6 protein-coding genes are annotated in these 6,302 nt (G+C 57.7%); 4 read left to right on the top strand and 2 right to left on the bottom strand.

The genetic code is table 11. The features are described from left to right. Both WA354_RS20245 and WA354_RS20240 read left to right on the top strand, forming a co-directional pair. A partial coding sequence (locus WA354_RS20245) for a hypothetical protein (protein ID WP_472814830.1) occupies nucleotides 1-850 on the top strand: 850 nt, incomplete at its 5' end. Between the two features lie 149 nt (nucleotides 851-999). Continuing rightward, nucleotides 1,000-2,202 carry a glycoside hydrolase family 27 protein gene (locus WA354_RS20240; RefSeq protein ID WP_472814829.1) on the top strand — a complete coding sequence of 401 codons (1,203 nt, stop codon included), beginning with the start codon at nucleotides 1,000-1,002 and terminating at the stop codon, nucleotides 2,200-2,202. Nucleotides 2,203-2,300: 98 nt separating this feature from the next. On the opposite strand, the gene egtD is transcribed toward WA354_RS20240, so the two are convergent. After that, complete coding sequence (gene egtD, locus WA354_RS20235; RefSeq protein ID WP_472814828.1) at nucleotides 2,301-3,281, bottom strand: L-histidine N(alpha)-methyltransferase; 981 nt, start codon at nucleotides 3,279-3,281, stop codon at nucleotides 2,301-2,303. A 33-nt stretch (nucleotides 3,282-3,314) separates the two neighbouring features. Further along, nucleotides 3,315-4,601, bottom strand: coding sequence for an ergothioneine biosynthesis protein EgtB (gene egtB, locus WA354_RS20230; RefSeq protein ID WP_472814827.1), 1,287 nt, complete (start codon nucleotides 4,599-4,601; stop codon nucleotides 3,315-3,317). Nucleotides 4,602-4,779: 178 nt separating this feature from the next. Between egtB and WA354_RS20225 the strand changes: the two genes are divergently transcribed. Both WA354_RS20225 and WA354_RS20220 read left to right on the top strand, forming a co-directional pair. Beyond that, entirely contained in the window at nucleotides 4,780-5,589 is an 810-nt protein-coding gene (locus WA354_RS20225; RefSeq protein ID WP_472814826.1) for a tetratricopeptide repeat protein, read from the top strand. A 111-nt stretch (nucleotides 5,590-5,700) separates the two neighbouring features. Then, a partial coding sequence (locus tag WA354_RS20220) for a hypothetical protein (RefSeq protein ID WP_472814825.1) occupies nucleotides 5,701-6,302 on the top strand: 602 nt, incomplete at its 3' end.

Raw genomic sequence — 6,302 nt, 5'->3', positions numbered from 1 at the left:
CTGTAGCCCCGGCCGCGGACTAATCGCTGCCTCAGCGCGCAACGTCCGGTTGCTCCACGGCCGCAGATCGCGTTACTATCAGGCCTCTACTTCGCCTCGAGTAATGAACGGCCGGTTTCGTCCATCGCAATTTTTTGTTCCTACTGACACTCCGCCGGGGGTCATCATGAACAGGTTTCAACTGAGCGCCAATAAGCTGTGCGGCTTCGTTGTATTCGCCATTGCGGCTTCCTTTGTGCAGCCAGGGATGGGGCAGACGGCCGCGCCGCAGGACATTCCAATCGGCGTCACCTACATTTGCAACGGCGAACACATCTACGTGGAGAACTGCAACATTCGCGACACGGCAGACACATCGAATTGCATGGTCGCGCACCCCGATCACCTTACGCCGACAGGGATGAATTCCTACACGTACGTCTCGCGCGGAGCATTGAAGAAACTGCTGCCCACCTGCCAGCAGCCCACGGCAAAGCGACTCGCCGCCGCCAAGGCTTTCCAGCAAAAGCAGCAGGATCTCTACAACGCCAATGTCCAGAAGGCCGAGCAACAGATGAAGGCTCCTCCGCAGACGGCTTACCAGACTGGAAGCGGTGGACAGATTGCGCCGCCGAAAAACGCTGAAGAACGCGAAATGCGACGCTGCGTCAGCTCGGGCCGTCTGCCCTCAAGTTGCACCGGCAACTCGCTGCTCGGGATGTTCTCCGGCGTGCTCTCGAAGGTGCTTCCCGGCGCGGACAAGAAGCCCAGGTACAACAATCAGCCGCTGGTATGGCTGCAGGGAGTGCGGGTCAATGCCGGATCGAACTCCATCACTCTCGACGCCTACAACGCTGCAATCGTGAATTGAACTTGCGTGCACCCAATCTTCGCCGCGTACGCCATCGAATTCACGATCCCGGCACCAAAAGGCGGCTTCGGCACACAAACGCGATTGTCAACACGAGCGCTGGTGGCTTAGTATTCCCTGCTGTAATCGTTTCCATTGGAGATCAAAGCATGCGCTTTCCTGCGTCACTTCCGCTAGCCGTCCTTGCATTGGCCGTCATCGCTGTATCGCCACAACTCTCGCAGGCACAGGCGGCTGCTCAAACTCCGCCCATGGGCTGGAACAGCTGGAACTACTTCGCCGGCAGGGTCACAGACAAGGACATCCGCGACTCCGCAGATCAGATTGTCGCCAGCGGCATGAAAGACGCGGGCTACATCTACGTCAACATCGACGACACCTGGGAAGGCGAGCGCGACGCGAGCGGAGTGCTGCACACGAATTCGAAGTTCCCCGATATGAAAGCCCTGGCGGACTATGTGCATTCGAAGGGACTGAAGCTCGGCATCTACTCCGGGCCAGGACCGAAGACCTGCGCGGGGTACGCCGGCTCGCTGGGTCACGAAGAGCAGGATGCGAAGATGTACGCCGATTGGGGCATCGACTACCTCAAATATGACCTGTGCAGCTTCATCCCTGCCGTAATGCAGAAGCAGGCGCCCAACGACAAGGCCGCGCAGATGCGCCTCATGGTTGCGGCCTACGACAAGATGGGCAAGGCTCTCAAGGCTACCGGACGCCCCATCGTCTATTCCCTGTGCCAGTATGGGTGGGATTCCGTATGGGAGTGGGCGCCCGGCCTCGGCGGCAACCTGTGGCGCACCACTGGTGACATCGAGCCACGCTGGCAAAGCATCTACGACATTCTCAGCCAGCAGAAAGGACTTGCGTCCTACGCCGGCCCCGGCCACTGGAACGATCCAGACATGCTCGAAGTCGGCAACGGCAAGTTAACCCTGGCAGAGAACCGCACCCACTTTTCCATGTGGGCCATGCTCGCCGCGCCCTTGCTGGCCGGTAATGACCTGCCTCACATGAAGCCCGAGATTCACGACATCCTCACGAATCATGACGTCATTGCCATCAACCAGGATCGACTCGGCCACCAGGCACGCTACATCTACAGCAAAGGCGAAGTCGAAATCTGGGCTCGCGATCTGCAGGGCGGCGCCAAAGCTATCGCCATCGTCAACGTCGGCAGCGATCTTTACTCAACGCATCCTTTCCATCTGGATCTCGCAGAGCTTGGATTGCACGGTTCGCAGCACGCCAAAGATCTGTGGACCGGCAAGGAGATGGAGTTGAGCAACAACATGCCGATCGAACTGGTGAGTCACGACATCCTGCTGGTACGAATCGCAAATCCAAAATAGAAAGATAGGAGTTTCGGAAAGGTCTAACACGTGGGTGCCCCAGGTCTCGCTTCTGAGACCTGGGTCTGGGAGCTAGCATTCACTAGCAAACGGTCACGTCAGACGGCTCGCGCCAAACAAACCGCAAACCACCCACGTTCATCCGTCCACGTCGCTTCGTGCGCGAATCCCGCTTTCGCAACCAGCGCCTCGGCATCCCCGTGCCGATACTTGTAGCTGTTCTCCGTGTGAATGCTCTCGCCTGCTTCAAACTCCACGCGCAGATCGATCGCAGGGAGCCACACGGTTTGCTTCGTCTCGCTGACGAGGTGCATCTCCATCCGCGACTCCCTGGCATTCCATACCGCGCGATGGGCGAATGTCTCGGGATGAAAATCCGCGTCCAGCTCCCGGTTCAGCCGTACCAGCAAATTGCGATTAAAGGCAGCCGTCACCCCAGCCTTATCGTCATAGGCCGCTAAAAGCACGGAGTGCTCTTTTGCCAGATCGACACCCAGAAGCAGGCAATCGCCCGGGTCGAGAGCGGCGCGTACGCGTTCCAGCAGCATCATCGATTCACCCGGCTCGAAGTTGCCGATGCTTGACCCGATGTAGAGCACCAGCCGCCGCTCCGAAGGCAACGTCGAATCCAGTTCCAGGTCGTGGGTGTAATCCTCTACGCGCGGGCAAACCAGCACTCCAGGAATCTCTTCCTCAATGCGGATCTGCGCCTCAACGAGCGCACTGGCGGAAACGTCGACGGGTTCGTAAAAAACGGTGTCCTGCCGCTCGACCGCGGCGCTCAACAGCAGCCGGGTTTTGTCGGCCGATCCAGCTCCCAATTCCACGAGTCTGAGCGCTTGCTCGCCGGCGGCGCGCGAAACAATCTCGCCCGCTCGTTCGGCCAGAATCGCGCGCTCCGTCCGCGTAACGTAGTACTCGGGAATACTGGTGATCTCGTCAAACAGGCGCGACCCGGCTGTGTCATAGAAGAGCCAGGATGGCAGCCATTTGGGACTCGACAACAATCCCTCGTACACCGATGAAGAGATCTTGTCTGAAATGTGAAAACTAGCAGGGGAAACAGGGATCGTAGTCATGCCGTTACTAAGATGCTCCTCGACCTATGGGAGTTACTTGTCTGCCAATCGGATTCCGGAAAATTGCCAGCGCGTTTCTGGTTGAAAAAAATTGCGATAGCTCGAGCGAATTTGCGCTTTGGGAGTCGCACAAGAGCCACCACGCAGCACCATCTGCCCGCTCATGAACTTTCCGTTGTATTCGCCCAGCGAGCCTGCCAGCGGCTCAAATCCGGGATAGCCGAGATACGCGCTCGCCGTCCACTCCCAGCAATCGCCCCACAACTGCAAAAGCTGCTTGCCCTCATCCTCGGCTGCAACCGGAGCCAGGTTCTTTGTATTCAGCAGATTACCTTGCAGCGGCTGTGCCTCGGCCGCCGCTTCCCATTCAAATTCCGTGGGCAGGCGCTTGCCGGCCCAGCGCGCATAGGCATCCGCTTCAAAGTAGCTGACCTGGCTAACTGGTGCAGTCCCAATCTCTTCCAGCGAGAGTTCCCCTCGCAAGGTAAACAGCCTCCAGCCTTCGCCGTTTTCATTCCAGTAGAGGGGCGCCTTCCAGCCGTTCTGCTCCACGGCGTCCCACCCGGCCGAGAGCCACAGTGCCGACTTGCGGTATCCTCCGTCGGCGATAAACTCTGCAAACTCCAAATTGGTTACGAGGCGATTCGCCAACCGGTAAGGCTCGAGCCAGACCCGATGCCGCGGCAGCTCGTTGTCGTAGCAAAATCCGGTTCCCGTGAATCCCACCTCGACCATCCCACCCGCAAACTGCACGAAGTTTAGCGGATTCTCGCCATGACGCCGAGCACTCGAGCTATCCGATTTCCGCTCATCGTTCCGATAAACCGGCCTTAACGGGTTGGTGTAGAAGGCGTGCAAAATGTCGGTCAGGAGCAGCTCCTGATGCTGCTCTTCGTGATTAGCCCCCAGTTCGATTCGCTTAAGAACCTCCGGCTCGGCACCAGCCTCAAGAAGCTTCCCGATCCCTTCATCGACGTAGCTTCGGTAGGCAAGCACTTCGTCCAGTCCGGGGCGCGAAAACGAAGAGCGAAGCCGCTTCTCCGGGAACTCCGCAAAATTACGGTAATAGCTGTTGAATAGCCACGGAAAATCTGCATTGAAGAGCTTGTAGCCAGGCAGGAACTCGCGCAGAATGAAGGACTCAAAGAACCATGCCGTATGTGCCAGGTGCCACTTGGCCGGCGAAGCCTCAGCACAGGACTGCACCATCATGTCCTCAGGCGTCAGCGGGTTACACAACCCAAGTGTGCGAAGTCGAACATCGCGAAAACGTTGCGCGAGTTCCAATTGCAGATGCGGAGAAACAATGGTGCTCGTCATTCGAGGCCCTCTCTTCCTGCAGTTTTGAACACAAACCACCATTCCGGCTCATGTGTTTTTTAATCCGTCTTACATCCGAGCCGCGAACTAACTTGACGATGCTGTACAAATTGGTGCTCTAATTTCAATGAGACGACGATGCAGGTTTGCCGCCCCGATTCCTTCTTGAGGAGGGAATATGCGCTGGTTCGATAGATGCTCGCTGCCGGCTTTGGCGTTGATGACAGCCATTGTGAGTACCCCCGGTTCAAGTCAGTCTCCAACCGTCCATCCAGACAATGCAACGCCGGCTCCGGCATCGCAGGTGACAACCACCACAATCACTTCGATTAAGGCTCCACCCAGCGCCGAACAGCTGGGCGATATGCTCATGGCTCATCAACGGTATCAGGCGGCCATCGAAGCCTACAAGAAAGCGCCGCAGAACGATGCCCCCGCCTGGAACAAGATGGGCATCGCTTACCAGTTGATGTTCAACCTGACAGAAGCGATGCACTGTTACCGCACTTCTGACAAGCTGAGCCCCAGGAATTCAAATGTCCTTAATAACCTCGGCACCGTATACGATGCGCTGAAGCAGTATCACAATGCAGAAAAAATGTATCGAAAGGCGCTCAAAATCGACCCGACTTCGGCTTTGATCCGTAAGAACCTGGGAACAAACCTGCTGGCGCAGCACAAGTACCAGAAGGGTTGGGAAGAGTACAAAGCCGCGCTCAAAATCGATCCGGAGATCTTCAACGACAACTCCAGGCCTCGCGTCCAGAATCCGGCATCGGTGAGCGATCGCGGCGCCATGAATTATTACCTTGCGAAAGGATGTCTCCGGGCGGGCATGCCCGAACGCGCCATTCAGTACCTGCGCATGTCACTGAATGAGGGCTTCGCAAGCCCGAAAAAAATCAGTGAAGACAACGAGTTTGCAGCCCTGCATGGGGTACCGGAATTTGAAGAGCTGCTCTCCTCCCAGACCCAGAAGAGGCAATAGCCCCGACCGTATGGAACAAGGCGCCCAGTCGCCATCATTCCGTCCTTGTCGTCCAGTCGATGCCAGTTCGCGTCTATGCTTACAGTGACTGCACCTCCCTTCTGGAGTCTTATGAAAGCCTGTCGCATTGCGTTGCCGCTTCTAGTGGTGCTTGGCGCCGTCAGTTTTGGCGCATTCGCACAAGATCCCAACCCCTCCCAGGATCCCAGCCAATCCGCACAGACCAGGGGACCCGGACAGCGCGGCGGCCGCGGGGGGTTTGGCGGAGGGATGATGGGACGCGGTGTCATGGGAACCGTGACAGAAATCGCTCCCGACCATTTCACTATCAAGACAGACACGGGCGAACTCTACACCGTTCACTACAGCGTCAATACCCGCATCATGAAAGGCGGAGGCGGCCAGCGTCGCGGCCAGGGCGATGACATGCAGCCGCCAGTCAATCCGCCAACGCCCATCAAGGCCAGCGACATTAAAGTCGGCGACGCCATCGGTGCTTCCGGCGAAATGGACGCCAGCGCCAAATCCGTGGGAGCAGTCGTCATCTTCCAGATCGATCCCGAGCGCGCCAAGCAGATGCGCGAAATGCAGGCCAACTACGGCAAGACGTGGATCATGGGCAAAGTCACCGCCATCAATGAACTCAAAGTCACATTGCAGGGCGGCCCGGATAACACGACTCACACCTTCGTCGCCGACGAAAACACGACCTT

It is taken from the genome of Occallatibacter sp. (assembly GCF_049802275.1).
Taxonomy (GTDB): Bacteria; Acidobacteriota; Terriglobia; order Terriglobales; family Acidobacteriaceae; genus Telmatobacter.
Note: the sequence above shows the minus strand (reverse complement) of the source record. Positions and strands in the feature narration are given on the sequence as shown.